Source organism: Terriglobus saanensis SP1PR4 (genome assembly GCF_000179915.2).
In the GTDB taxonomy this organism is placed as follows: Bacteria; Acidobacteriota; Terriglobia; order Terriglobales; family Acidobacteriaceae; genus Terriglobus; species Terriglobus saanensis.
Genome location: NC_014963.1, coordinates 3,008,422 through 3,030,567, shown reverse-complemented (window position 1 = coordinate 3,030,567; position 22,146 = coordinate 3,008,422). Strand labels below are relative to the sequence as shown.

Here is a 22,146-nt window from a genome sequence, read left to right as displayed (position 1 = left end):
ACTTATGCCTGAACAACTTTTGCTGACCCAGTTTTTGAATCACCACCTCGCCGCGCCCGTCGATGCTCTGCTTCGCGCGGTACATGTGCATCCCGTTTATCCCGAAGCCCCGATCTCCAACGCCGTTGCGATGGAACTGATCGTCATGGCGATTCTTCTGGCCTACTTCGTGATCGTGCGCATGACGCTAAGCGTGGAGAAGCCCGGACCGGCGCAGCAGCTTGCCGAAATGACCCACGAGTTTGTCTCAGGCCAAGGCGAGAGCATCGTTGGCCACGGCTACGAGCGCTTCACGGCCTATCTGACGGCGATCTTCCTCTTCATCCTTCTGTCGAACCTGCTTGGCCTCGTCCCCGGTCTGGAATCGCCCACGGCGAACCCCGTGGTGCCGCTCGGTCTGGCGATTGCGACCTTCGCCTACTACCACTATCACGGCATCCGTGAGAACGGTGGCGGCTACGTCAAGCAGTTCCTCGGTCCCGTCTGGTGGCTTTCGCCCCTCATGCTTTTGATCGAGATCGTCTCGCACTTCGCGCGCGTCCTCTCGCTCACGGTTCGTCTCTGGGCGAACATGCTCGCGGGCGATCTGCTCACGCTGGCCTTCTTCTCGCTGGTGCCGATCGGCATTCCGCTCGTCTTTCTCGGTCTGCATCTCGGTGTCGCTGTGATTCAGGCGTATGTCTTTATGCTTCTGGCAACGGTTTATCTCTCACTCGCGGTCTCGCACGAGCACTAGAGAGCTGTGTTTCACCAGGTTTGACGCACACGGAGGGCCTCTGGCCGTGTGCGGGCAGGACCGGGTAGCAGCGTGAGGGGGCCAGTACGGTGAGCCTCAACCACCCACTGCAACCGGACATCTTCAGAGGCAAGGAGAAACATAATGCGCAAGCTTCAATACTTCTTCATGGCCGCCGCCGCTCTTCTGCTGGCATCACCCGTCTACGCTCAGGAAGCAGCCAACGCCAGCTCGCAGGGTATGTTGTACATCGCTGCCGGTCTCGGCATGGCGCTCGCTGCCGGTCTCTGCGGTCTCGCACAGGGCAAGGCAACCGCCTCTGCCGCTGAAGCGCTCGCCCGCAACCCCGGCGCTCGCCCTGGCATCTTCACCTTCCTGATCCTTGGACTCGCGTTCATCGAATCCCTCGCGCTCTTCACCTTCGTCATCATCTTCCTGAAGGTCAAGTAGTTCTTTCGTAGCAAAAAGAAGGCCCTCGCTTCGGCGAGGGCCTTTCTGCGTTGGAATGTTGTGGGTTAGCGCAAATGATCTACTGACTGTGCCCAAGGGCCAAAGGCCCGACCTATCGCGACGCCTGCGTCAACGCGAAGCCCCTCGCCGAAGCGAGGGCCTGATCTACGTGACGGGCGTCGTAGTTCTAGCGCGTCTCCTGGCATTTCGAATCCGGCATCCCACAGGGGATATTTGGAAGCGTGACCGGCTCGGCTGTCTTCTCCGCAATCGCAATCGCCGCGCGTCCCGCATGCGCCACGATCTTTCCGGGCATCACTCCCAGAAGCAGAACCGCCACCGCGCAGGCCGCCAGGGCAATCGATGCAGAGATAGAAACGTGCCGGTAGGCAGGCTCCTCAACACGGTCCGCATCCGGCTCGCTGTAGAGCGAAAGGATCAACCGCAGATAGTAGAAGCAGGCGACACCCGAGTTTGCAAGGCCGATGATCACCAAGGCGGTATGCCCTGCGTGGAACGCTCCAGCGAAGACGTAGAACTTGGCGAAGAACCCGGCGGTGAACGGGATACCGATCATCGACAGAAGGAAGAACGAGAGTAGCGCCGCCATCACAGGACGACGCTTAGCCAGACCCGTAAAGTCCTTGCGGCTGCGCGTCTCTTCGGAGAAGCCCGAAACCTGCGTCAGCACCAGGAACGCACCAACGTTCATCGCCGAGTAAGCCGCAATGTAGAACGCAGCGTTGGATACCGCGTCCGCGGGAAGGGAACTGAACGCCACCAGCAGGTAGCCTGCGTGCGCAATCGACGAGTACGCCAGCATCCGCTTGACGTCCTTCTGCAGCAGAGCGCCCAGATTGCCGATCGTCATGGAGAGCGCGGCGATGGCCCAGAGCATCAGTGCCCAACGCGCTTCATAGGCAGGGAAGCCGGTCAGCAGAACACGCAGGAGCACCGCGAAAGCAGCGGCCTTGGGTGCTGTCGACATCAGGCCAACAACAGGAGCAGGTGCGCCCTGGTAAACATCCGGCGTCCAGACGTGAAAGGGAGCGGCCGAGACCTTGAAGCCGAGGCCAATGATGATCATCGCAATGGCGGTGAGGGCCAGCATCGGCGTGCGTGTAACGGCGAGCCCTGCAGCGATGGCGGGGATGGAAGTGGTGCCTGTGGCGCCGAAGGTCAGCGCGATGCCGTAGAGGAAGAACGCCGTGGCAAACGATCCTAGCAGGAAGTACTTGATCGCGCTCTCGGAGGCTGTGATCTTGCCCTTGCGGAAGCCGGCCAGGATGTACGTCGAGATGGACGAGATCTCCAAACCGATGAAGACCATCAGAAGCTCGTTCGCGGAGGTCATCAACATCATGCCCGTTGCGCCGAAGAGCACCAGGGCGAAGTATTCGCCCGCGTGGGTGGCGTGGCCTCGGAAGTAGTCCATCGAACCAAGCAGCGTGACGAGGACAGTGGCCGCGATCAACAGATGGAAGAAGACCGAGAAGTTGTCCGCCACCATCGTTCCTGAGAACGCATGCAGAGCGCCGTTTCCGGCAACAAAGCGTGACTGATAAAAGGCCGCAGCGCCCGAGGCCGCTGTACCAACGATGGCAAGCCAGCCCAGGGGGGCGCGTGAATCATCATCCTTGAAGAAGGGTTCGGCAAGCATCACGAGGACGCCCGCGACCACAAGAATGTATTCCGGAAGCAGTGTGAGAATGTTCGAAGACAGAGGCATCTAGCGCTGTACTCCAGTCTGTGCCGCCGTCGCAGGGCCGTAGGTTTCGGCCTCCACGCGCAGAATCGTATTCGGCCCCGGGTTGACAGGGGTTGTCGCAAACGCAGCCGCAATCGGATCCAGCGCCTTCATGAACAGAGGCGAAGCCAGACCCATCACGACGAAGAGAAGCACGAGCGGCCACACTGCAAGATGCTCGCGTGCCGTAATGTCCAGCGGGCGAAGTGCACCGGTCAGTTCGCCGGAACGCGTACCGAAGCTGCCGTAGAACGTTCTCTGGATCATCGTGAGCAGGTAGGCCGCGGAGAGGATAACGCCCGTCGTGGCAATCGTCGTCCAAAGCATCGCATGCTGTGTCAGAACGCTCTGTGCCGAACCGGAGAGAATCAAAAACTCACCTACGAAAGAGTTCAGCATCGGCAAGCCGGCATTGGACAGGGACGTAATGACGAAGAGCGTCACCATCCACGGCAAGGTCTGTGCGATACCGCCAAGCTGGCGCATATCGTACGTTCCGTAGCGCTCATAGAGGAAGCCCATCAGGAGGAACATCGCGCCGCCCGAGATGCCGTGGTTCAGGATCTGATACATACCACCATCGAGACCCGAAGCCGTGAAGCTGAAGATTCCCAGCGTGATGAAGCTGAGATGAGCGACGGTGGAGTATGACGCGAGCCGTTTCAGATCGTTGGAGAGCATTGCAATGAGCGAGCCGTACACAATGCCAATTGCTCCAAGGACAATCAGAAGCGGTGCAATGCGGTGTGACTGCTCAGGAAAGATGCCAAAGGAGAAGCGCAGGATGGAGTAGAGCCCAAGCTTTCCAGCCAGTACCATCACGGCTGCAGTAGGAGCGTCAGAGATCGCATCCGCAAGCCAGCCGTGCAGCGGAAAGATAGGTACTTTCACCGCAAAAGCAATGAGGAAGGCGAGGGAAGCGAGCCAGAGTGCCTGCGTGGACCCCGGAATCTGGTGCGCAGCCGCCATGTGGATCAGCGTGGGAACGTCCATTGTGCCCGTGACGGTGTACAGCCACAGGATGCCAACGAGCAGAATCGCCGAAGGAATGAAGGCGTACAGAAAATACTTGATCGCCGAGCGCTTGCGCTTCTCCGTGCGGCCAAAAGTGGCGATGAGGATCGTCATCGGCACCAGTGCCAGCTCCCAGAAGGCGTAGTAGAGGAAGAGGTCCAGCGAGACGAAGACGCCGAACATCGCGACCTGCTGCAGAAGGAAGAGCGCGTAGAAGAGCTTTTTGCGCGAACTGATAGTGTTCCAGCTGGCAAGAACGCCCAGCGGAGCAAGCAGGCCGGAGAGCACCACGAGCCACATCGACAGACCGTCCACGCCCAGGTGATAGCGGATGGCGGGCGACGCGATCCACGGCAGGTTCTGATCGAAGGCAAACTGGCCAGCAGCCAGCGCGTGCCAGTGGGACGGAAGGTGCAGCGTTAGGCCGAAGGTGATCAGTGTGACGATAAGCGCTACGGTCTGCTGCAGGCGTCCACGATCAGGAAGGATGGCCAACAGAACCGCGCCCGCCAGCGGCGTGATGAGGATCAGCGAGAGGATGATGGGATCGAACGGCTGCATGGTCTCTGGGTTCTCTCTAGCGCAGGTGCAGGCTGGTTACGGCCATGATGAAAAGGACGACGGCGGCGCCGGCAGCAAGCCAGCCCGCATACGAACGAATGTTTCCTGACTGCATGCGTTGCGTCAGGTTCGAGCCACCGCGTGTGATAAAAGCAAGTGCACGGGCGGAGCCGTTCACTACACCGCGCTCCAGGACGTCTTCGAGCAGGAAGCGCGAGCCGATCTCGAGCGGTTTCACAATTGCGAAGTGATAGAGCTCATCCACATAAAACTTGTTGGCGACCAGGCGGTATAGACCGGAGTTTGCGGACATCGCACCCAGCGTTCCGGGCTTACGGCGATAAAAGAAGTCTGCGAGGAAGAGGCCGAAGAGCGCAGCCAGAACGGACACCGCTGCCAGACCGAGTTCTAGCGAATGAGAAACCTCATCCACATTCGCTACATTCTCCGCATGTGCTGTGACTGCAAATACCGGATCCAGGAAGTGCTGAATCTCGTTATGGCCACCGAGGGCTTCGGGAATACCTACCCATCCGCCAATCGCGGCCAGCACGGCAAGAACGCACAGAGGAGCCAGCATGATCCACGGTGACTCGTGCACGCCGTGCGTATGCACAGCCTGTCCAGAGTCGTGCTCGGTTTCCATGACAAGCGTCGTGTCTTTGCGCGCGTGAACGGGCGCGTGGTCGTCATGACCATGTGCGTCGGTGTGCTCTGTAAAGCGCTCAGCGCCGAAGAAAGTCTTGTACCAGAGACGGAACATGTAGAAGCTCGTCATGGCAGCTGTGATCAGGCCAACGGCCCAAAGCGGCTTGGCCAGCGGATTGTGCCACGCGAACGTCTGGTAGAGGATCTCGTCCTTCGAGAAAAAACCAGCGAACGGCGGGAAACCCGCAATCGCAAAGACCGCAACGGTCATCGTCCAGAAGGTCACAGGAATCCGCTTGCGCAGACCACCCATGACACGCATATCCTGCTCGCCGCTCAGTGCGTGAATCACCGATCCAGCCGCAAGGAAGAGCAGCGCTTTGAAGAACGCATGCGTCATCAGGTGAAAGACGGCAGCCGAGTACGCCGCGACTCCGCAACCCATAAACATGTATCCAAGCTGCGAGACGGTGGAGTAAGCCAGAACGCGCTTGATATCGTTCTGCACCAGACCGATGCAGGCGGCGAAGATTGCTGTTGCAGCACCGATCACAGCCACAACGCTCAACGCCAGCGGAGAACGGTCGAACAAGACGTGCGAGCGGGCCACCATGTAGATGCCTGCAGTGACCATCGTTGCAGCATGGATCAGCGCGGAAACAGGCGTTGGGCCTTCCATCGCGTCCGGCAGCCAGACATACAGCGGAATCTGCGCCGATTTACCCGCAGCACCAACAACAAGCAGCAGAGCAATGGCTGTCAGGAATCCGCCATGCAACTCAGGCTGTGCGGTGATCTGCGCAAACACGCGAGAGAAGCTCAGCGTGCCAAAGTGCGCAATGGTCAGGAACATCGCCAGAAGGAAGCCGAAGTCACCGATGCGGTTGACGACGAAGGCCTTCTTGCCTGCGTTCGAGGCAGAGTCCTTCGTGAAGTAGAAGCCGATCAGGAGATACGAAGCAAGACCCACGCCCTCCCAGCCGACAAAGAGCAGAAGGAAGCTTTCGGCCAGGACGAGCACCAGCATGAAAAACATGAACAGATTCAGGTAAGCGAAGAAGCGCCAGTATCCCTCTTCATGCGCCATGTAGCCCACGGAATACAGATGAATCAGAAAGCCAACACCCGTCACCACGCCCAGCATGATCAAGGTGAGATGGTCGACGGCAAAGGCGAAGTCGACGTGGAAACCGGGGACGGTGATCCAGGGACGCGACGCGATGCTCATCGAGAGCGGAGAGTTCACGGCCTTCATCGTGACCCAAAGCCACGCCACCAGCGCAGCGGACAGACCAGTAGAGAGCAAAGCCACGCCCGACACCGCGGCGCGAGGAAGTCTGCGGCCCACGGTCCCGTTGACCAGGAAACCCAGGAAGGGAAGCAGCGGTATGAACCAGAGGTATTGAGGAGACATCGTTTCGGCTCGTCCTTAGTTCTTCATCAGGTTGATCTGGTCAACGTTCAAGGTGTGCCGGGCACGGAAGATAGCGATGATGATGGCAAGACCCACCGCAGCTTCCGCCGCTGCCACCACCATCACAAAGAAGACAAAGATCTGACCATGCACCATCTTCCACTCATGGGCGAAGGCAACAAAGGTCAGATTCACAGCATTCAGCATCAACTCGATCGACATGAAGATCGTGATGATATTGCGCTTGATCAAGAACGATCCAATGCCGATGCAGAAGAGAACAGCAGCGAGGATAAGGTAATACGCAATGGGAACCATCTACTGCTCCTTCCTTGCCAGAACCACGGCGCCGAGAATGGCAACAAGAATCAGGATGCTTGTGACCTCAAATGGCAAAAGAAGCTCGGTGAAGAGCACACGCGAGATCTCCGTGATATTCGATGTCGTATGGTTCAGCGATCCGCCCAGCGTGGCGTAACCCAGTGCCGCACGCTCATGCATGAAGATGTAGGTCAACAGGGCGAGAATCGCGGCAACGCCGGGGATACCGGCAATGTACGCAGCGCGACTGCCCGTGGTCCGTTCTTCTTCGCCTGCATTGAGCAGCATGACGACAAAGACGAAGAGCACCATCACAGCGCCAGCGTAGACGATCACCTGGGCCGCAGCCAGAAACTCCGCGCCCAACGTCCAATAGATGACGGCGAGCGACATCATCACCACCACCAATGAAAGGGCGGAGTTGATGGGGTGCCGCTGAAAGAGCAGGTTCAGGGCTCCAGCGACACACAGCACGGCGAAGATGAGAAACAGCACAAGTTGCATCGGCTGATAAATCCTTCAAACGCTACAGCGATTCGAGACGAGTTAAGTACCGCGTGAATAAGTCGCTATCCGTGGATCGCGAGAACGAGCGCCGTGACCAGAATATTTGCCATGGCCAGCGGGAGCAGAAACTTCCATCCAAAACTCATGAGCTGGTCATACCGGAAGCGCGGCAACGTTCCGCGCACCCAGATGTAGAGAAACAGGAAGCAAAGCACTTTGAAGACAAACCAGAAGATCGGCAGAATCGCCTGCACAATGGTCCCACCAAAGTCGGGGATCAGATGCCCGAAGGGCGAACTTGCGCCACCGAAGAAGAGTAGAGTTGCCACGCACGCGACGGTGATCATATTGGCATACTCGGCCATGAAGAACATCGCAAACTTCATGGAGGAATACTCCGTATGGTATCCCGCCACCAGCTCAGACTCCGCTTCGGGCAGATCGAACGGAGCGCGATTGGTCTCGGCATATGCCGCCATCAGGTAAATAAAGAACCCAACGATCTGCAGGCCACCGATGACATTCCACGAACGCATGCCGTGCGCCGACTGCGAATCCACAATGTCGCGCAGACGCAGCGACTGCGAACGCATTACGCAGCCCACCAGCGAAAGTCCAAGCGCCAGCTCGTAGCTGATCATCTGCGCCGTAGCGCGGAGCGAGCCAAGGAGAGAGTACTTGTTATTGGAACTCCAGCCGGAGAGCGCAATGCCGTAGACGCCGATGGATGTAATGCCTAGAACGACCAGAAGGCCGATGTTGATATCGGAGACCTGGAAGATGTCGACGCCCTTGACCGTTGTGAGCGCACCGAAGGGAACGACTGCGATCGAGATCAGAGCGCAACCAAGGGCGATCACCGGTGCCAGCACAAAGAGCGGACGCTCGACGGCCAGCGGCATCAGGTCTTCCTTGAGAAAGAGCTTGATTCCGTCCGCCAATGGTTGCAGCAGACCAAAAGGTCCCACACGCGAGGGTCCCCACCGATTCTGAATGCGGCCCAGCACCTTGCGCTCCAGCAGAACGGTATAAGCTACCGCCGTCAGGGTCAGGACGAGCACGACGACCAGCTTCAGCAGGGTAATCAGGAAGTAGGTCTGGAATGGCGTCAGGTGGTTCACTCGGTCTCTTTGTCCTTCATGAAAGTCATTAGTCGGCAGCCGTTTGGGTATGTTCGTGGGTCAGCTTGCTGTAGCGCGCGGCAAGTTCCGTGAGCTTCGGAGAATAACGGCCCAGCGTTCCTGAGGTAAAGAGTGTGTCCTTCGCCGGAAGCACAAGATCGCGCCGCTGATGTGTGGTATCGATCTGCACGAGTTGCGATCCGGGCTGGGCAACGGTGGAAAGATGCTGGTCATTGCTGGAGAGAAGCTGCAGACGACGCAGATCATATCCCGGCACCAGACGCTGTATCTCGTCGAGAATGGCGAAGGGATCAAAGGGAGAAAGCTTCGGTTCAAGGTTGTTCGCCGAGAGCCAGACAGCGTGACGGTCGGCCTCACCAGACTGCGCTCCGCGGGTCTGTCCGAGATCCGCACGCAGACCGGGATTCTTGCCGAAGGGAACCAGCTTCTTCACATCCGCGCCCATCTTGTCGGCAACGCGCACGATCAGTTCGAAGTCGGAACGAACACCGGCGCGATCCCCGGCCTTCGAAACAAGCTGAAGATCGCCGTAGCTGTTCGTGACCGAACCAGACTTCTCGTAGAGGTTCGCCGCTGGCAAGATCACATCGGCCAGCAGGGCCGTCTCCGTCAGGAACATCTCATGCACGACGACGAACGTATTTTTCAGAGCAGCACGGTCAACGGCATAGCGCGATACCGGGTTCGCACCTACGATATACAACGCATCGAGGTTCCCGGCCTGGGCAGCATCGAACATGGCGAGCAGATCGAGACCATGTGCGTGAGGAAACCGGTCGCCGTACTCCGTGGCGAAGCTGCCGGGCTTGATCCATGGCTGATATCCGGGAAGAACATCCGGCAGCAGGCCCATATCGGCAGCGCCATGGGAATTCACGTAGTCGGAGAGCAACGCAAACTTCGCGTTGGGCAGGGCAGCGACCATCGTCTTCAGGTCCTGGCCACGCATCTCGGAACCGATAACGACAACGAGAGAGGCTTCGCTTGCGACAGCCTCGCGGAACGATTTGAGCGAATCCGCGTTAGAAGAGACAGAAGCAGATGCGCTCTCGTCTCCGGCGAGGAAGTTTGCCAGAGCGCCATAGCCAAACGGCGCAATGGACAAGAAGCTCTTCGCCTGGCGGCGCAGCTTGATCGCTTCGTGATTGGCCACGTAAACGCGCGCGTTGTTCAGGCGAACGTTGGTGCGCAGATTCCACGCCGTAAGGGGATTCTCATTGGTAGGATCGCCGCCGATCAGGAGCACCGCGGGAGCGCTCACAACGTCCCGCTGTGAAGCCATGCGGTCCGTTGTTCCAGCCAGAGCCTCAGCAAAGGCAACATAGTCCGCCGTGCGGTGATGATCGATGTTTGCCGTTCCCAGTACCGAACGTGCGAACTTCTGCAGAAGGTAAGCTTCTTCGTTCGTAATGCGGTTCGATCCGATGACGCCGATGCTCTGGCCGCCTTTTTCATCGCGAATCGAACGCAGCTTGCTGCCCACCAGAGTAAGCGCCTCTTCCCAGCTCACAGTCTTGTGCGTTCCATCGGCTTGCCGAACCAGCGGCTGCGTAATGCGGTCCTCGCGGTTGGCGAAGTCGAAGCCATACCGGCCCTTCGCGCAGAGGAAGTCGTTGTTCATTCCGCTCTTGTCGCGGTTATCTCCGCGCATGATCTCAGCGCCGTCCATGGTGGACCGGACACCGAGCGTCGTCTTGCAACCGTCGCCGCAGTGCGTGCAAACGGTGGCCACGTGGTTCATCTCCCACGGGCGGGTCTTGTAGCGATAGCTGTCCGAGGTCAACGCACCTACAGGGCAGGCATCGATGCACATGCCGCACTCTTCGCAGTCGAGCGCCTGCATGCCGTTGTCGCTCTGCGTCATGGGAATGTTCGGAGCGATGACAGCAGACGATCCGCGGTTCTGAATGCCCAGAGCGAAGACATCCATGCCTTCGCCGCACATACGCACACAGCGGTAGCAGAGGATGCAACGTGGACGATCGAAGTACACCGTTGGCGACCACTTCTGCTCTTCGCGGTGGTTCTTCGGCTCGGTGTAGAAGCTATCCGCCGCCCCATACTTGAAGGTCATGTCCTGCAGTTCGCACTCGCCGCCCGCGTCGCAGACCGGGCAGTCGAGCGGGTGATTGCCCAGCAGCAGTTGAATCGTCGCCTTGCGCGCCTGCGCGATCTCGGGCGTCTCGGACTGGACGACCATGCCCTCTGCAACCGTGGTGGTGCATGCTGTCGCGAGCTTGGGCACCTTCTCGATGCGGACCACGCACATGCGGCAAGCGGCCTGGAGCGAAAGCCCAGGGTAGTAGCAGAACGCAGGAATCTGTATACCCGCGTTCTTGCAGGCATCAATCAGCAGGGTCCCCGCCGGAGCGGTGATCTTCTGGCCGTCAACTGTCAGTGTTACGTCTGCCATTAGTGTCCAGCTCCAACAAGGTCCTGCACTGTAATGAACTGCTTCTCCGTGCGCTTGCCTTCGAGATACTCCTCGAACTCATGACGGAACTTCTTGATAAACCCAAGCGTCGGCATCGCCGCAGCATCGCCCAACGGGCAGAAGGTACGGCCCATCATGTTCTCAGCGAGGTATTGAATATTGTTGATGTCTTTTTTATTGCCGCCGCCATCGTAGAAGCGCGTCAGCGTCTTCAGAAGCCAGTCCGTACCTTCGCGGCAGGGAATGCACCAGCCGCAGGATTCATGCTGGTAAAACTTCATCGTGCGCATGGCGAACTCGACTATGGAGACCGTTTCGTCCAGCACCACAATGCCGCCCGAGCCAAGCATCGTTCCAGCCTTGCCCATCTGGTCGAAATCCAGACCGACATCGATCTCCTCCGGCAGAAGCACCGGGCACGAAGATCCACCGGGAACAACTGCCTTCAGCGCGCGTCCACCCTTGATCCCGCCAGCCACTTCGTAAATCGCTTTGCGCAGCGAGTAACCCATCGGCAGCTCGTACACGCCGGGCTTGTTCACATGGCCCGAGATGCCGAAGAGTCGCGTTCCACCGTTGCGTTCGCTGCCTACCTTGGCATACGCTTCGCCGCCCATCAGAAGAATCGGTGGTGCGGACGCAATCGTCTCGGCGTTATTGATCACCGTCGGTCCGCCGTAGAGTCCCACAATGGCAGGGAAGGGAGGCTTGATACGCGGAATGCCACGCTTGCCTTCGAGCGACTCCATCAGGGCCGACTCTTCGCCGACCTCGTACGCTCCCGCGCCCGTCTGCGTCACAATGTCGAAGTCCACGCCCTCGTGGCCAAAAATATTCTTGCCGAGGTAGCCCTTCGCATACGCGTCGGCCACGGCCTTCTCCACGATCTTCAGCAGATAGCGATACTCCCCGCGCAGGTAGATAAAGCCCATCTTCGCGCCGATCGCCAGGCCGGCGATCATCGTACCTTCAATCACCGCATGCGGATCGTGCAGAAAGATCACATGATCTTTGCAGGTACCCGGCTCCGACTCGTCGCCGTTCACCAGGACATACTTCGGCTTCTCCGAAACTTTGGGAACAAAGCTCCACTTCAGGCCCGTCGGGAATCCAGCGCCGCCGCGACCGCGCAGGCCGCTCGCCTTCATCTCCGTAATCACCCATTCGGGACCGTTCGTAATGGCATTCTGCACAGCCTTGTAGCCGTCCATTTCAACGTACTTCTCGATCTCTGCCGCGCCCTGTCCAAACCGGCGCGAAAGGATCTTGACTTCATCAGGATGCGAAACAAGGACTGGCATTACTTCACGTCCTTTCCGCGTCCGGCGGCATAGTCTTCCAGGATGGCGTCCATCTTGATGTTCGTCACATTCTCGTGGAAGTCGTAGTTCACCTGGATCGCCGGCGCCCAGCAACAGGCCCCAATGCACTCTACTTCTTCAAGCGAAAACAGACCGTCGGCCGTCACGCCCTTGTGCCCAATACCTAGCTTGGCCTTGCAGTGGTCCAGAAGATCGTATCCGCCCACCAGCATGCAGGAGATGTTGGTACAGACCTGTACGTTGTACTTGCCCGCGGGTTTGGTCCGCAGCATGGAGTAGTACGACAGCACGCCGCGAACATCGAGCTCTAACAGATCGAGTCGCTGCGCGATCTCCGCTACTACCGCGTCGGAGACATAGCCGATATCATCCTGCGCGTAGAGCAGCATCGGCACCAGGGCAGAGCGGCGCACAGGATAGATCGTGACCAGATGGTCAAAGCGCGCCGCAGTCTCCGGCGAAAAGATCGAGTTGGCAATAGCACTCACGCTGCAATGATCTCCCGTGCCAGCCTTTCGGCGGCTAAATCCATTTCATCTTCCAGCCCGTCTACAACGGCGGTCCCATTCTCCGTCAAAGAGAAGGGAACCGTACTTCCATCACTGCTCTTGTACGCCGCCGAAGTGAAGCTGATCCACTTCAAACCGTGCCGTACGGTAATCCGTTCTTCTGAAACTTCCACCACCGCGTGCTGTGGACTGTTCAGACCGTGGGCTGCAGCATAGCTGCGAAGCAGAGACGCCCAGGAAGTCCACATCTCGCGGTGTAACTTCTCATCCACTACCGGTCGATCTCGCCCAGCACAATATCGATCGACCCAATCACAGCCACAACATCGGCCAATAGCTTACCCTTGCACATTGTCTCCAGCGCCTGAAGTGTCGCATAGCTCGGGTTCCGCATATGCACACGATACGGCTTCGCCGTACCATCGCTGACGACGTAGTATCCCATCTCACCACGCGGAGATTCCACCGCCTGGTACACTTGGCCCGCCGGAACGGCAAAGCCTTCTGTCACAATCTTGAAGTGATGGATTAAGGACTCCATCTGCGTCTTCATCTGTTCGCGGTCGGGAAGAATGATCTTCGGCGCATCGGCTACGATGCGACCCTCAGGCATACGATCCATTGCCTGTACGCAGATCTTGACCGACTCGTACATCTCTTCCATGCGGACCACATAACGAGCCCACACATCACCAGCCGTTGAAACCGGCACCTTGAACTGATACTTTTCGTAGCCCGAATACGGCATGTCGCGGCGAAGATCCCAATCCACACCGGAAGCACGGAGCGGTGGTCCAGTCACGCCGAGAGCGATGGCATCTTCAGGCGAGAGATATCCAACACCCTTCAAACGGCCAAACCAGATCGGGTTTCCCGTGAGCAGATCTTCGTACTGCTTGATCTTTTCGGGCATTCTCTTCAGGAACTTGCGCGTGCGCTCCCAGAAATCGATCGGCGGTTCCATGCTCAGGCCGCCGATGCGGAAGTAGCTCGTCATCATGCGCTGGCCGGAGATCGCCTCAAAGATGCGCAGAATCTCTTCGCGTTCGCGGAAGCAGTACAGAAACACGGTCAGCGCGCCGATATCCATCGCGTGCGTTCCCAGCCATACCAGATGGGACTGGATGCGCGTCAGCTCGTTCATCAGAACGCGCAGCGTCTGCGCGCGTTCAGGGATCTCAAGGTCCAGGAGCTTCTCGACCGCCAGGCAGTAGGCCAGGTTATTGGTCATCGGACAGAGGTAGTCGATGCGGTCCGTTAGCGGAACTACCTGCTGATAGAACTTCGCTTCGCAGGTCTTCTCAATGCCGGTATGCAGATAGCCGATATCCGGTGAACACGAAATCACCGCTTCACCGTCAATCTCCAGCAGCAGGCGCAACACGCCGTGCGTCGAAGGATGCTGCGGTCCCATGTTCAGGACCATCGTCTGGTCTCCAGCAGGATCCTGGTTATTACGGGCCGAGTCCGCAGCCACCTCTTCCAGGGAAGGGTTCTGCGGATCGCGGGACTTCAGGACCGGTGTATCGAAGGGGTTTTCCAGAACTGCCATTAGCGATATCCCTCCACCGGGTAATCCTTGCGGAGCGGATGACCTTCCCAGTCCAGCGGCATCATGATGCGCGTCAGATTCGGGTGACCGGCAAAGTGAATGCCGAAGAGGTCGAAGACTTCGCGCTCGTAAAAGTTTGCGGACGGCCAAACGGCGGTAATCGTATCGACCGAAGGATTCTCTCCGGAGATTTCGACCGCAAGCCGGATCCGTTCTTTCAATGTCATCGAAACAATGTGGTATGCCAGTACAAAGCGCGGCTCGTTCGGATACCAGTCAACGGCAGTGACGGTTTCAAAGAAGTTATAGCCCGCAGCCTGCACGGCCTTACACGCAGCCACGATGTCTTGGCGCGCCACGGTGATCGTCAGTTCGTTCCGATCGAACTTCGCCTTGGTCGCCATCGCTTCCACAGCCACAAAGGCCGGGTTGGCCGGCATACCCTCGCGTACGGCGTCAAGAGTCAAAAGAGGTTCAGCCATTACAGGTCACCCCGGTCTTCCGCCCAGTCCAGAATGCCCTTCTTCCAGACATAGAACAAGCCCACACCCACAAATCCGAGATAAACCACCATCTCCCAGAAACCGAAGAAGCGTTGGCCGGTAATCGCCGGAAGCCGACGAAAAATCACTGCCCAGGGAAGCATAAAGACCGCTTCCACGTCGAACAGGATGAAGAGCATCGCCACCATGTAAAACCGTACCGAAAAGCGTCCGCGCGCATCGCCCACAGGATCCATGCCGCACTCGTATGCTCCGAGCTTGGTCTTGTTCCGCTTGTGCTTGCCAATGACGAAGCTGATCGCCACAAAAGCGCTTGCAAGCCCAATGGCCACAAGCACCTGCATGACGAGCGGAAGATAGTTCCAGAGGTAGGGGTAGCTCTGCATCGGGTCCTTGCTGTCGGCTGAAGAGGCGCCGGAATTGACGCCGCACGTCTGATTTTAGTTCGTATCAAGTCAGTGTCAAGAAACGGCCGATCATCAACAGGAACGGGCCGCAGTTTTTAGCCGTTCTTGTTCACGATCCATCAACGGAAGCCATGGCTAGGGGAGCGTGTACTCGAAGGTGTAGCTGTGCTTCCCACCTTCTATGACAATGTTCATCGAGCCGGCGAGGCCAACCAGCTCCCCGGTACCCGAGCCAGGGATCACCGTAATCGTCAGGGAAAACTGCCCCGCATGCATCGTGGCAGAGTGTTGCAGCAGAAAACTGCCCGACTTTCCGTCCAGGGTTCCGGTCACGCGCTCAATGGCGACATATCCGGCGGAACCTGTGGCTGGGTTTCCTCCGCTCAGCATCTCGCCCAGGGATGTCCCCTCCAGCGCCCCGTGGAAGTGCTTGTCGATGGACATGCGGCCCCGCGTTGGGTCCGGCGTCGTCTCCGAAGTGGACTGCTGGGGCGTCAGCTTGACCTCAAAACTTCCCGTGGCATGCATCGTTTTTCCTTTCGGGGCCTGCGCAAAGAGAGTGGCGGAGAACAGAGCGAACAGGAGAAGGCTTTTCATCGAAAGAGAGAAGTGTACCAAGCCACGACGGCCTCTCCGTACAGCGCGCTGACCATGCCGCCTACAGCCAGAAAACTTCCAAAGGGAAGCCGTGTGGCCCCGCTTGCCTTGCCTCGCATGAGGAGCAGGACGGCATAAAACGTCGCTCCGCAGACTCCGACAAAGAGGGCAAAGAGAGCAGGAGCGAATCCCAGGAATGCCGCAATCATCGCCAGCAGCTTCGCATCCCCCAGCCCCATGCCATCGCGCTTCCGCACCAGCTTATAAAGAGCACGAATCGCAAAGAGCAGAAGAAACGCTCCCACCACTGCCGCAAGCCGACCGAAGATCAGGCTCTCGGATCCGGTCAGAAAGATATTGCCACCGTCATGCGTGGCCCCAGGCGCTCGCAGCTCAATGTGGTGTTTGGCGAGGAGAACGTCGCCCTCATGTGGGCCCAGAAAGATCGTCCGCGTGCAGATCAGCATCATGCCGAGCAGAATCCCGGTCAGGGTGAACCCGTCCGGCAGCAAGTGGGTCTGCCAATCCATTACCGCCAGGCCGATGAGAAGAAAGCCAGCCACCCAGAGGGTCGCAATCTGCAGAGCGCCGGCACCCAGATAGACGGCCAGCGCAAACCATATCCCGGTCGCCAGTTCCACCGCCGGATACACCAGCGAGATCCGGCTGCCGCAGTCGCGGCACTTTCCTGCAAGCACCACGTAACTCAGCAGCGGAACATTGTCGTACCAGCGGATCTCGCGGCCGCAGCTTCCACAGCGCGAGCGTGGCGAAACGATCGACTCATGCTGAGGTAATCGCGCAATGCAGACATTAAGAAATGAACCCAGCAGAAGGCCGAGAGCAAACGCCGAGACAAGAAAAAGAGTCGCCACAGACAAAGTATAGTGGCGACCTTTTGGAATAAAGATTTGCTGGAGGGTTCATTTCGTCGGAGCGATGCCTACATCCTCCAGGAGAGATTTATGAACAGCCAGAAAAAAACGAGCAGTTCTGGACTGCGCTTAAGACCGAGCAGTATGCTCAACGGTCTCATGCGCCTGCTTTCCATCGCAGCCATCGCCATGTTCAGTTTGGAACCTTTGCAGGCATCGCAAATCGATGCTTCTGAGGATTCCGAAGGACACGGCAAAATCCAGTTCGTAGCCTTTGGAGATAGCCTGATGGACTGCGGCGTCTATTCTCCCTTCGCCACACTATTCTTCGGCGGTGGCAAGTTTTCTACAAATCCAACTCTGATCTTTCCTCAAGTTGTCGCTGAGCACTACGGATCCGTCCTTGAACCGGCGGCGCTCGGAGGCTTCGGTATTCCGCTTATTCCTGTCAATGGGCTTTGCTATGGGCAGGGCGGTTCCCGCGTGAAAGACCCCATAGGAGTGAATCACGCGCCGCCAGGCACGCGAAATGCGGATTTTGCTTTAGCGACAACGATTCCTGTAACCGAACAGGTACAGATCTATCTGAAAGTTCACAAGAGATTCAACTCGAACCAAATCGTTTTCCTCCAGGCAGGCCCTAACGATATCCAGGTTGATCTGGAAGCAGCACAGGCAGCAGGTACGGCTGCGGCCCAGCAAGCTGCCATTGCGGCAATCGAACAGGCTGCTGTGGATTTGGCCACTGTCGTTCATACCTTGAAGGAAAACGGATCTCCGCGCATTGTGCTGTTTAATATGCCCGATCTGGGGGTAACTCCCGAAGGTGCTGCCAGCGCGGATCATGGCGCGACTTTGACGCAGGTCTCTCAAGTCTTCAATACCGCCCTGGAGGGAAGCCTTCAACAACAGGGCCTACTCAATCAGGTGATCTCAATCGATCTATTCACATTCCTGGAAAATAGCACCAAAAACTTCAAGGAACTTGGATTCCAGGTATCCAATACCGGAACTGCTTGCGATGCCCAGGCTCAGGTTGCAAGGGCCACGCAACTCCATTTGAATAACCCTTCGTTTTTCACGGACTCCCTCTTCTGCTCGCCGAAGACTCTGACCGCACCCAATGCGGCTCAGACTTTCGAGTTTGCGGATTCGGTTCATCCAACAACGCATCTCGGCCAACTTTTTGCGCAGTTCATCATCCAGCAGATCGACGCCAGCCCGCTGAGGTACTAGATCGCAGGAAAATCATACGCATAAAAATGGGACAGACCTTGGTCTGTCCCATTTTTATGGCATCTCCGGCAAGGATTAGAAGTCCACGTGCGCCCGCACCGTTGGCACCCAGATTGGGCCGCGGTCGGTGTTGTAGCCAGGATGAAAGATCCCCTGCGATCCGAAGGCAAAGAACAGACCCCGCCAGGTGTGGGTGTTGTAGTACGCCTCCAGAATGTCCTCGCGTCCATAGTTGAGCGTCCCATCCCCGAGCAAAAATCCCTGTCCACCCAGCTTCAGGTAAGTCTGGTGGTCCCTCTTGATGGCATTCGAGACGAAAGCCATACCAATCTTGTCATTGGGGCGTCCATGCCCCGCCATCGCGTAATCAGCACCGAATACTACCGTCTGATCGACTTCTGTATAGGCGTACGACTCGTTCTGACCTTCATTCCACCCAAGACGCATAAATCCGCGCAGATTCGTCGTCACCTGCTGCTCCAGGTTCAGTCCCACACCGTACTTCACCGACGCAAAGTGCTCATGCTTGGTCACATCCGGTGTCGTATCCGTGTGGTTTAGAAACGCAACGTTCGCCTCGCGATAGCTGCCCATGTGTGCGTGATTCACAAAACCAAGCACCCGGATTACGCCCTTGCGGTCTTCCTTGAATAGAGGAGAGAACAAGCCCTTTCGGTACTCCAGTTCAAAGTTCTGCCCGCTGGCGCGATGGAAGGCCCAGTCGTACGCAATGCCGTTGGCCACGGTGGGCATCGCCGCAAGGGCGTAGCGCGCTGAAAAGTCATGGTCGTCGTACTCCAGAGTCCCGGCGTACGTGTAGCCGCGCGTATCTGCGGCGTAATCCCAGGCTCCGTTGTTATCGATGGTCCAGTTCTGAAACTGCAGGTGCGAGTCGCTGCCGATGGCATTTACGTCGAAGAAATCCGGCAGACTCATCTTGCCCAGCCGCATCTCGATCCGTCGCTCCGATACCTTGGTCGCAAGAGAGAACGCCGTCCGTGGGCTGTCCACAAGTTTGCTCGAAAGCCCGATTGCCTGGTGAAGAGAAAGCCGCGCCAGATAAGGCTTTGATCCAAGTGAGGGATTCCGCACTACATCCAGATTCGTAAATCCAGCCAGGCCTAGCGCCTGCGAAAGTCCGCGCCCACCCGCGCTTTCAAAGTTCACAATAAGGTCCGTATTGAAGCGCGAATTCTTATTAAGCTGCATTGCGAGGTAAAGCGTGCCGACGAGCGAGGTCTTATATTCGCCGCGGCCCACGAAGCTGTTAGTCGATTCATAAGGCGAATGGAACGGAGGATGTGCCTGAAAGATGATGTTTGCCTGACCGGCAGCGTAGAACCGCGAGCTGTCCGAATGGGGAAACATCGTGACAGGCGACTTCGACGTCGTCTCGGGCGGTGTTGACGAGTCCTGGGCAAGTAAAAGGCTTCCGGACAGCAACAGGATCAGGGGTAAAAATCGCATGCGGTAGGTCTATTCTCTCCGAACACACAAACGCCCGCGTCCTACCCAAGGAAGTGGGCGTTTGAAAACTATCTGCTGCGTGAACCCACGATCACCAGAGTAATGCCGGCAACCAGAGCAATGCCGGAAACGACGGGATTGATGGGCACGGTCTGCTTCGATTCGTGACTGATTTGAACAGGACCCGCGTCGATGTCTTTTTTCTGATGGGTGAACGTAACGCCCCCGAGCGCAAATCCTACGATGCCGAGGATGATAAGCAGAATTCCGATCAGTGTTGCTGGTTTCATGCAGAAATTCCTTCCAGGAGAAAGTCTTACAGCGCAGAATTTTGTGATGCGCTGCCCCTGCTCTGGGGATGCACTCGCGGCGGAATACGCCAAGGCACCCGCCTCACCTTGACCCACCTTCCGACCCGGCGTAGTGTCTTTCTTACACGGGAAAGGAGGATGATCCAAGCCTATGAAATCTGACAGTAACTTGTGTTCCACAGCACGTGAGGTGACTGAGGCCTAGAGCGTTCCGCTCCAGTCCTGGCAGGTCGGAAGTAGCTTCATCATCGCTTTTAGACTCCGCCGAGGCCGCCCGCAAGAGGGGGACGCCTCAGGTCAATCTCCACAGTCCACCGACAGACGGCCCGTTCGCCCTTCCGGCGTGGGCCGTCTCTCTTTTGCCACGATAAAATGGAGTCTATGGAACCCCTTGTCATCGCCGGTCGCACCTTCCAATCCCGTCTCATCGTAGGAACAGGCAAGTACAAGGACGGCCCTGAAACCAAAGCCGCCATTGAAGCCAGCGGTGCAGAGATGGTGACGGTTGCTGTCCGTCGCGTGGAACTCGACCGCACGAAGGACTCGCTGCTCGACTTTATCGATCCCGCAAAATTCTTCCTCCTGCCCAACACCGCTGGTTGTTACACAGGGGAAGAGGCCATCCGAGCAGCGCGCCTCGGCCGCGAAGTGGGCCTCTCGGACTGGGTGAAGATCGAGGTCATCGGAGACCAGAGAACGCTTTACCCGGACGTGGCAGGAACGTTAACAGCAACCCAGGTTCTAGTGAAGGAAGGCTTCAAGGTTCTTCCGTATACCACTGATGATATTGTATTTGCGAAGAAATTAATTGATGCGGGTGCATCTGCGGTCATGCCTCTGGGATCTCCCATCGGTTCCGGTCTGGGTCTGCAGAACATGGCGAACCTCCGCATCCTGCGAGAGCTGATTGATGAAGTTCCGCTTATTCTCGACGCCGGAATTGGTACCGCCTCGGACGCTGCGATCGCCATGGAGCTTGGTTATGACGCCGTCCTCGTCAACTCGGCGGTAGCGGCAGCGAAGGATCCGGTTGGCATGGCCTTTGCCATGAAGCATGCCGTGATCGCCGGGCGCGAAGCTTTTTTGGCAGGACGCATGCCGCGCAAACTTTACGCCACCGCGAGCTCTCCCTTGGACGGAATCTCGCGCTAGGAGCTTCTTTCGCTATACCGCTCCGGCGCGGAACTCCGTAGACTCAGGGTATGCGCGTCTTCGGCATCGATTGTGGAACGGAGTACACCGGCTGGGGCGTCGTCGAAGTCGACGATTCCGGCAAACGGCAGCGTCTCGTCCCCATCGCCGCTGGAGCCATCAAGCTCCATAAGAAACACAAGACCCCGGAGCGCCTGCAACAGGTTTACGTGGAACTGACCGGCCTGATCACGGCATACGAACCGGAAGTCGTCGCCATCGAGGACGTCTTTTTTGCGGCGAATGCCAAATCGGCACTCAAGCTCGGTCATGTTCGCGGAGTCGCTATGCTGGCAGCGGCGAGCTGCGGTCTGCAGGTGGCGGAATACGCTCCGCTCTCCATCAAATCCGCCGTCGTAGGCTACGGCCTCGCCGCGAAAGAGCAGGTTCAGTTCATGGTCGCCCGTCTCCTCGATCTGGAAAAGGCGCCGGAACCAGCCGACGCCGCCGACGCGCTCGCCATCGCCATCTGCCACATCCACACCGCGCAGACGCTTCTGCTCCAGGGCGGTCGATGAAGCGTCTTGCCCTCCTATACCTATACCTTCTGGCCGTGCCTGTCGTGTCGCAGAGTGCTCCCTCCGTCCCTCCAGCTTCCTCTGGATTTAAGTGGTCGATGGAGTTCGAGCGACCGGGCCTGACCTTACCGTGGTGGAAGATCGCGCGCGAAGCGGATGGATCGACCGTCTTTACCGCGCGCAGGGAAGATGCTCTACCTCCGCCCTCATCCACTTTCATCATGTCTGCGGCGACGTCTGTGAAACTCGAAGCGCTCCTTCGCTCCTCGCATGGCATGCAGCCATGCGAGACGAAGGCAAAGAACCTTGCCAATATGGGCATGAAGACAGTCATCTTCACCACCGACGGCACCTCTGCCACGTGCGCTTTCAACTACAGCGACAACAAACCGTTGCTTCAGGTTGCGGACATCGGGCAAGCCATCGCCTTGACCCTGGAGAGCGGCGCAGAGCTGGCCCGTCTACATCGGTACGATCGGCTTGGTCTGGACAAGGAGATGATCAATCTCTCCAAGGCCGCAGCGGAAGGGAACGCTCTGGAACTGCAATCCATCGCAGAAACCCTTCGTTCCATCGCGGCGGATACGCATGTGCTGGACCGCGTACGAGTCAAAGCCGTCCATTTGTTGGAACTCGCCTCAAATTAGGTCGAGACCTCGCGTGTCTTTCTCTCGCGTTAAGGGT

At 57.9% G+C, this 22,146-nt stretch carries 23 protein-coding genes; 6 read left to right on the top strand and 17 right to left on the bottom strand.

Going from position 1 to position 22,146, the window contains the following annotated elements:
- Positions 1-4: 4 nt before the first annotated feature.
- Complete coding sequence (gene atpB, locus ACIPR4_RS12385) at positions 5-736, top strand: F0F1 ATP synthase subunit A (protein ID WP_013569003.1); 732 nt, start codon at positions 5-7, stop codon at positions 734-736.
- 144 nt (positions 737-880) lie between these two features.
- Complete coding sequence (locus ACIPR4_RS12380) at positions 881-1,186, top strand: ATP synthase F0 subunit C (protein WP_013569002.1); 306 nt, start codon at positions 881-883, stop codon at positions 1,184-1,186.
- A 187-nt stretch (positions 1,187-1,373) separates the two neighbouring features.
- Here ACIPR4_RS12380 and ACIPR4_RS12375 read toward each other — a convergent pair whose 3' ends face one another.
- From ACIPR4_RS12375 to ACIPR4_RS12305, 15 genes are all read right to left on the bottom strand, one after another.
- Positions 1,374-2,915, bottom strand: a complete 1,542-nt coding sequence (locus ACIPR4_RS12375; protein WP_013569001.1) for an NADH-quinone oxidoreductase subunit N — start codon at positions 2,913-2,915, stop codon at positions 1,374-1,376.
- Positions 2,916-4,508, bottom strand: a complete 1,593-nt coding sequence (locus ACIPR4_RS12370; protein ID WP_013569000.1) for a complex I subunit 4 family protein — start codon at positions 4,506-4,508, stop codon at positions 2,916-2,918. It abuts the gene before it with no gap.
- 16 nt (positions 4,509-4,524) lie between these two features.
- On the bottom strand, positions 4,525-6,570 hold the full coding sequence (nuoL, locus tag ACIPR4_RS12365) for an NADH-quinone oxidoreductase subunit L (protein WP_013568999.1): 2,046 nt from the start codon (positions 6,568-6,570) through the stop codon (positions 4,525-4,527).
- A gap of 15 nt (positions 6,571-6,585) precedes the next feature.
- Positions 6,586-6,888, bottom strand: a complete 303-nt coding sequence (nuoK, locus tag ACIPR4_RS12360) for an NADH-quinone oxidoreductase subunit NuoK (protein ID WP_013568998.1) — start codon at positions 6,886-6,888, stop codon at positions 6,586-6,588.
- Complete coding sequence (locus tag ACIPR4_RS12355) at positions 6,889-7,395, bottom strand: NADH-quinone oxidoreductase subunit J family protein (protein ID WP_013568997.1); 507 nt, start codon at positions 7,393-7,395, stop codon at positions 6,889-6,891.
- A 65-nt stretch (positions 7,396-7,460) separates the two neighbouring features.
- A complete protein-coding gene (gene nuoH / locus ACIPR4_RS12350; RefSeq protein WP_013568996.1) occupies positions 7,461-8,519 on the bottom strand; it encodes an NADH-quinone oxidoreductase subunit NuoH in 1,059 nt (352 codons plus the stop codon).
- Positions 8,520-8,547: 28 nt separating this feature from the next.
- Complete coding sequence (locus ACIPR4_RS12345) at positions 8,548-10,953, bottom strand: molybdopterin-dependent oxidoreductase (RefSeq protein ID WP_013568995.1); 2,406 nt, start codon at positions 10,951-10,953, stop codon at positions 8,548-8,550.
- Positions 10,953-12,275: an NADH-quinone oxidoreductase subunit NuoF gene (gene nuoF, locus ACIPR4_RS12340; protein ID WP_013568994.1), complete on the bottom strand. Its 1,323-nt coding sequence runs from the start codon at positions 12,273-12,275 to the stop codon at positions 10,953-10,955. The genes ACIPR4_RS12345 and nuoF overlap by 1 nt, the downstream gene beginning before the upstream one ends.
- Positions 12,275-12,784, bottom strand: coding sequence for an NADH-quinone oxidoreductase subunit NuoE family protein (locus ACIPR4_RS12335; RefSeq protein WP_013568993.1), 510 nt, complete (start codon positions 12,782-12,784; stop codon positions 12,275-12,277). The genes nuoF and ACIPR4_RS12335 overlap by 1 nt, the downstream gene beginning before the upstream one ends.
- Complete coding sequence (locus tag ACIPR4_RS12330) at positions 12,781-13,077, bottom strand: hypothetical protein (protein ID WP_013568992.1); 297 nt, start codon at positions 13,075-13,077, stop codon at positions 12,781-12,783. The genes ACIPR4_RS12335 and ACIPR4_RS12330 overlap by 4 nt, the downstream gene beginning before the upstream one ends.
- Positions 13,077-14,357 carry an NADH dehydrogenase (quinone) subunit D gene (gene nuoD / locus ACIPR4_RS12325; protein ID WP_013568991.1) on the bottom strand — a complete coding sequence of 427 codons (1,281 nt, stop codon included), beginning with the start codon at positions 14,355-14,357 and terminating at the stop codon, positions 13,077-13,079. Before nuoD ends, ACIPR4_RS12330 begins: the two co-directional genes overlap by 1 nt.
- The gene (locus ACIPR4_RS12320; protein ID WP_013568990.1) at positions 14,357-14,839 is read right to left on the bottom strand and encodes an NADH-quinone oxidoreductase subunit C; all 483 of its coding nucleotides are present in this window, start codon (positions 14,837-14,839) and stop codon (positions 14,357-14,359) included. Before ACIPR4_RS12320 ends, nuoD begins: the two co-directional genes overlap by 1 nt.
- Positions 14,839-15,246, bottom strand: coding sequence for an NADH-quinone oxidoreductase subunit A (locus ACIPR4_RS12315; RefSeq protein WP_013568989.1), 408 nt, complete (start codon positions 15,244-15,246; stop codon positions 14,839-14,841). The genes ACIPR4_RS12320 and ACIPR4_RS12315 overlap by 1 nt, the downstream gene beginning before the upstream one ends.
- Before the next feature lie 156 nt (positions 15,247-15,402).
- Positions 15,403-15,795 carry a DUF3224 domain-containing protein gene (locus ACIPR4_RS12310; protein WP_041586719.1) on the bottom strand — a complete coding sequence of 131 codons (393 nt, stop codon included), beginning with the start codon at positions 15,793-15,795 and terminating at the stop codon, positions 15,403-15,405.
- A 65-nt stretch (positions 15,796-15,860) separates the two neighbouring features.
- A complete protein-coding gene (locus tag ACIPR4_RS12305; protein ID WP_013568987.1) occupies positions 15,861-16,739 on the bottom strand; it encodes a prepilin peptidase in 879 nt (292 codons plus the stop codon).
- 90 nt (positions 16,740-16,829) lie between these two features.
- Between ACIPR4_RS12305 and ACIPR4_RS12300 the strand changes: the two genes are divergently transcribed.
- Complete coding sequence (locus tag ACIPR4_RS12300; protein WP_013568986.1) at positions 16,830-17,975, top strand: SGNH/GDSL hydrolase family protein; 1,146 nt, start codon at positions 16,830-16,832, stop codon at positions 17,973-17,975.
- A gap of 75 nt (positions 17,976-18,050) precedes the next feature.
- Here the strand turns inward: ACIPR4_RS12300 and ACIPR4_RS12295 are convergent, their stop codons facing one another.
- Both ACIPR4_RS12295 and ACIPR4_RS12290 read right to left on the bottom strand, forming a co-directional pair.
- Complete coding sequence (locus tag ACIPR4_RS12295) at positions 18,051-19,442, bottom strand: carbohydrate porin (protein ID WP_013568985.1); 1,392 nt, start codon at positions 19,440-19,442, stop codon at positions 18,051-18,053.
- Positions 19,443-19,510: 68 nt separating this feature from the next.
- Positions 19,511-19,732 carry a hypothetical protein gene (locus ACIPR4_RS12290; protein ID WP_013568984.1) on the bottom strand — a complete coding sequence of 74 codons (222 nt, stop codon included), beginning with the start codon at positions 19,730-19,732 and terminating at the stop codon, positions 19,511-19,513.
- Positions 19,733-20,134: 402 nt separating this feature from the next.
- Between ACIPR4_RS12290 and ACIPR4_RS12285 the strand changes: the two genes are divergently transcribed.
- From ACIPR4_RS12285 to ACIPR4_RS12275, 3 genes are read left to right on the top strand one after another with little or no spacing between them, the layout of a single operon-like run.
- Complete coding sequence (locus ACIPR4_RS12285; RefSeq protein WP_013568983.1) at positions 20,135-20,905, top strand: thiazole synthase; 771 nt, start codon at positions 20,135-20,137, stop codon at positions 20,903-20,905.
- Positions 20,906-20,955: 50 nt separating this feature from the next.
- Entirely contained in the window at positions 20,956-21,462 is a 507-nt protein-coding gene (ruvC, locus tag ACIPR4_RS12280; protein WP_013568982.1) for a crossover junction endodeoxyribonuclease RuvC, read from the top strand.
- Positions 21,459-22,109: a hypothetical protein gene (locus tag ACIPR4_RS12275; RefSeq protein WP_013568981.1), complete on the top strand. Its 651-nt coding sequence runs from the start codon at positions 21,459-21,461 to the stop codon at positions 22,107-22,109. Before ruvC ends, ACIPR4_RS12275 begins: the two co-directional genes overlap by 4 nt.
- Positions 22,110-22,146 lie beyond the last annotated feature (37 nt).

Bases quoted from the DNA above. Each gene is read 5' to 3' on its own strand.
- ACIPR4_RS12370 (WP_013569000.1), bottom strand. From the start codon at position 4,508: ATGCAGCCGTTCGATCCCATCATCCTCTCGCTGATCCTCATCACGCCG.
- nuoK (WP_013568998.1), bottom strand. From the start codon at position 6,888: ATGGTTCCCATTGCGTATTACCTTATCCTCGCTGCTGTTCTCTTCTGC.
- ACIPR4_RS12315 (WP_013568989.1), bottom strand. From the start codon at position 15,246: ATGCAGAGCTACCCCTACCTCTGGAACTATCTTCCGCTCGTCATGCAG.
- ACIPR4_RS12310 (WP_041586719.1), bottom strand. From the start codon at position 15,795: ATGCATGCCACGGGAAGTTTTGAGGTCAAGCTGACGCCCCAGCAGTCC.
- nuoD (WP_013568991.1), bottom strand. From the start codon at position 14,357: ATGGCAGTTCTGGAAAACCCCTTCGATACACCGGTCCTGAAGTCCCGC.
- ACIPR4_RS12375 (WP_013569001.1), bottom strand. From the start codon at position 2,915: ATGCCTCTGTCTTCGAACATTCTCACACTGCTTCCGGAATACATTCTT.
- atpB (WP_013569003.1), top strand. From the start codon at position 5: ATGCCTGAACAACTTTTGCTGACCCAGTTTTTGAATCACCACCTCGCC.
- ruvC (WP_013568982.1), top strand. From the start codon at position 20,956: ATGCGCGTCTTCGGCATCGATTGTGGAACGGAGTACACCGGCTGGGGC.
- nuoL (WP_013568999.1), bottom strand. From the start codon at position 6,570: ATGTCTCCTCAATACCTCTGGTTCATACCGCTGCTTCCCTTCCTGGGT.
- ACIPR4_RS12345 (WP_013568995.1), bottom strand. From the start codon at position 10,953: ATGGCAGACGTAACACTGACAGTTGACGGCCAGAAGATCACCGCTCCG.
- ACIPR4_RS12355 (WP_013568997.1), bottom strand. From the start codon at position 7,395: ATGCAACTTGTGCTGTTTCTCATCTTCGCCGTGCTGTGTGTCGCTGGA.
- ACIPR4_RS12285 (WP_013568983.1), top strand. From the start codon at position 20,135: ATGGAACCCCTTGTCATCGCCGGTCGCACCTTCCAATCCCGTCTCATC.
- ACIPR4_RS12290 (WP_013568984.1), bottom strand. From the start codon at position 19,732: ATGAAACCAGCAACACTGATCGGAATTCTGCTTATCATCCTCGGCATC.
- nuoF (WP_013568994.1), bottom strand. From the start codon at position 12,275: ATGCCAGTCCTTGTTTCGCATCCTGATGAAGTCAAGATCCTTTCGCGC.
- ACIPR4_RS12320 (WP_013568990.1), bottom strand. From the start codon at position 14,839: ATGGCTGAACCTCTTTTGACTCTTGACGCCGTACGCGAGGGTATGCCG.
- ACIPR4_RS12295 (WP_013568985.1), bottom strand. From the start codon at position 19,442: ATGCGATTTTTACCCCTGATCCTGTTGCTGTCCGGAAGCCTTTTACTT.
- ACIPR4_RS12275 (WP_013568981.1), top strand. From the start codon at position 21,459: ATGAAGCGTCTTGCCCTCCTATACCTATACCTTCTGGCCGTGCCTGTC.
- ACIPR4_RS12380 (WP_013569002.1), top strand. From the start codon at position 881: ATGCGCAAGCTTCAATACTTCTTCATGGCCGCCGCCGCTCTTCTGCTG.
- ACIPR4_RS12300 (WP_013568986.1), top strand. From the start codon at position 16,830: ATGAACAGCCAGAAAAAAACGAGCAGTTCTGGACTGCGCTTAAGACCG.